4 protein-coding genes are annotated in these 2,730 nt (G+C 62.5%); 3 read left to right on the top strand and 1 reads right to left on the bottom strand.

The window, feature by feature from the left end:
- Positions 1-186 (top strand): transcription antitermination factor NusB (locus ENZ75_RS27620; RefSeq protein ID WP_281061297.1); only part of this gene is annotated, 186 nt, incomplete at its 5' end.
- On the top strand, positions 183-1,394 hold the full coding sequence (locus ENZ75_RS27615; RefSeq protein WP_063167767.1) for an MFS transporter: 1,212 nt from the start codon (positions 183-185) through the stop codon (positions 1,392-1,394). The genes ENZ75_RS27620 and ENZ75_RS27615, both read left to right, overlap by 4 nt.
- Positions 1,395-1,402: 8 nt before the next feature.
- Here the strand turns inward: ENZ75_RS27615 and ENZ75_RS27610 are convergent, their stop codons facing one another.
- Positions 1,403-1,975 carry an NADPH-dependent FMN reductase gene (locus ENZ75_RS27610; RefSeq protein ID WP_013532242.1) on the bottom strand — a complete coding sequence of 191 codons (573 nt, stop codon included), beginning with the start codon at positions 1,973-1,975 and terminating at the stop codon, positions 1,403-1,405.
- A 204-nt stretch (positions 1,976-2,179) separates the two neighbouring features.
- Between ENZ75_RS27610 and ENZ75_RS27605 the strand changes: the two genes are divergently transcribed.
- The coding region (locus ENZ75_RS27605) for a glycine betaine ABC transporter substrate-binding protein (protein ID WP_281061296.1) at positions 2,180-2,730 on the top strand (551 nt) is incomplete at its 3' end.

Here is a 2,730-nt window from a genome sequence, read left to right as displayed (position 1 = left end):
ATCCTGCGCGCCGGTGTCTACGAACTGATGAAGCGCGAGGATGTCCCGGTCGCCGTCATAGTCTCCGAATATGTCGACATCGCCAAGGCCTTCTACGAGGAAGACGAGCCGAAGCTGGTCAATGCCGTGCTCGACCGTGTGTCACGCCGGGTGCGTGGCGAGGGGCGCGGCAAGGACGCATCATGACGGCAATCGCCGTCGAGGCAGGCAGCGAGGCGCGCCGCACGGCGCTGATCCTGGCCGCATCGCAGGCGATCATCGGCTCGGCGGCCCCCATCGCCATCTCCGTGGGCGCGCTGGCCGGGCAATATCTGCTTGGCCCCGACAAATCATTGGCGACAGCGCCGATCACCGGCTTCAACATCGGCGTGGCGCTCGGCGCGCTGCCCGCAGCGGCCATCATCCGCAGAATGGGCCAGCGCGGCGGCTTCATGACCGGAACGATCGTCACGGCGCTTGGCGGCCTGATCGCCACGCTTGCGCTTTTTCAAGGGAGCTTCTGGCTGTTTGCCTTTGGCTTGCTCACGATCGGTGTCGGCGGCGCCTTCGTCCAGCAGTTCCGCTTCGCCGCCGCTGACAACGCACCGCCGGAATTCAAGGCGCGCGCCATCTCCTTCGTGCTGGCCGGCGGCATCGTCACCGCTATCCTCGGGCCGCAGATTGTCATCTTCACCCGCGAATCGCTGGCGCCGGTCATGTTTGCCGGTTCGTTCGTGTCCATCCTGCCGCTGGCCGCCGTCGGCGCCATCATCCTGTCCTTCCTGCGGCTGCCGGCGAAAGCATCCGGCAAGGTGGAGATCGCCGACAGCGACGCCAGACCACTGGCTGAAATCGTCACGCAGCCGCGTTTCGTCGCCGCGCTTTTCTGTGCGGTCGGCAGCTACGCGCTGATGAGCTTCGTCATGACGGGCGCACCGCTGGCCATGGTCGGCTGCGGACTGTCGGAGACCGACGCGACGCTCGGCATCTCCTGGCACGTCATGGCGATGTTTGCGCCAAGCTTCTTCACCGGCTCGCTGATCCATCGCTTCGGCGCCGAACGCATTGTGACCACCGGCCTGATCCTGCTCATCGGCTGCGCCATTGTCGCTCTGTCGGGCCTGGCGCTGTGGCAGTTCTGGACGTCGCTGATCCTGCTGGGCCTTGGTTGGAACTTCGGCTTCATTGGCGCGACCGCAATGGTGGCCTCCACCTACCGGCCGTCGGAAAAGGGCAAGGTGCAAGGCTTCCACGACTTCGTCCTGTTCGGCTCCGTCGCCTGCGCCTCACTGATGTCGGGCATGGTCTACAACGCCTGGGGCTGGGAGATGCTGAACTGGATAGTCTTTCCGGTCACCGTCCTGTGCTTCGTGGCGCTGGGCGCGCTGAAGGTGACGAGCGCGCGCCCGGCTTGACGCCAAACCTATGCGTCCGGCGGCAACACCTGAAGCACCCTCGCTATGAACATATGGAACTCAGCCATGTAGTTGCGCAGGAAGTCCTCGGTGGATTCGACCGTCACTTCGCCGTCGTCCGTTATCAGTCCCGGCGTGAACTGGATATAGGCTTCCGGCGCATTCATCTGGGGTGAGTTGCAGAAGCTCAGAACGCTGCGCAGGCTTTGTTGGGCGACAGCGGTTGCGATGGCGCCCGGCGATGTTCCGATGACGGCGGACGGTTTGCGCGCGAATGAATTCTTTCCATAGGGGCGGCTCGCCCAGTCGATCGCGTTCTTTAATCCGCCAGGGATCGAGCGGTTGTACTCCGGGGTAACGAACAGGACGGCCTGAACGGACGCGATCGCCTTTTTGAAATCCCGGGCGACCGGCGGGAAATCCGCATCATAATCGTAGCTGTAAAGAGGCAGATCCCTGAAGGCGATTTCCGTCATTTCAAGTTCCGGAGGAGCCAGTTGAACGAGCGCCTTCGCGAGCTTGCGGTTGATGGATTCCCGGGCAAGACTTCCGATGAGGTAGCCGACTTTGTGTATGGCCATGACACGCTCTCCGTGTTTGCCACCCGCACCCTATGGCATTATCCGCCAGATGGCAGCAGATCGCCAGCGTCGCCTCAAAATCGGCCTTCCGAACAAAAATATTGCGCTGATCCCCCTTGTTATGAAACCGTGTGCCCCGACTGGCCGTTGAAGCCATGCTCATATGCGGTCATCGCGTTTCGGTTCATAGCTAGGGGTTCCACAATGTTTTCAGTCAAGTTTCTGGCCGGCGCGGCATTGGCGCTCGGCATCACGGTGGCTTCCGCCAATGCCCAGGTGGTTGTCTCTTCGAAGATCGACACCGAGGGCGGCGTGCTCGGCAACATCATCCAGCTCGTCCTCAACGCCAACAACATCAAGACATCGGACCGCATCCAGCTCGGCGGCACGCCGGTGGTGCGCAAGGCGATCACCGCTGGCGAGATCGACATCTATCCCGAATACACCGGCAACGCCGCCTTCTTCTTCGAGAAGGCCGACGACCCGGTCTGGAAGGATGCCGCCAAGGCCTATGAAACGGCCAAGAAGCTCGACTACGACGCCAACAAGATCGTCTGGCTGTCGCCGTCGCCCGCAAACAACACCTGGGCGATTGCGCTGCGCAAGGAAGTCGCCGAGACCAACAAGCTCGCCACGCTCACCGACTTCGGCAAATATGTCGCGGGCGGCGGTCAGGTGGTGCTGGCGGCTTCTGCCGAGTTCGTCAATTCGGCGGCTGCACTGCCGGCCTTCCAGACCACCTATGGCTTCACGCT

This window comes from Mesorhizobium sp. M7A.F.Ca.CA.002.04.1.1 (assembly GCF_004022805.1).
Lineage (GTDB): Bacteria > Pseudomonadota > Alphaproteobacteria > Rhizobiales > Rhizobiaceae > Mesorhizobium > Mesorhizobium ciceri.
Note: the sequence above shows the minus strand (reverse complement) of the source record. Positions and strands in the feature narration are given on the sequence as shown.

What these genes read in the sequence shown, in the direction of transcription:
- ENZ75_RS27615 (WP_063167767.1), top strand. Translation starts at nt 183, where the DNA reads ATGACGGCAATCGCCGTCGAGGCAGGCAGCGAGGCGCGCCGCACGGCG.
- ENZ75_RS27610 (WP_013532242.1), bottom strand. Translation starts at nt 1,975, where the DNA reads ATGGCCATACACAAAGTCGGCTACCTCATCGGAAGTCTTGCCCGGGAA.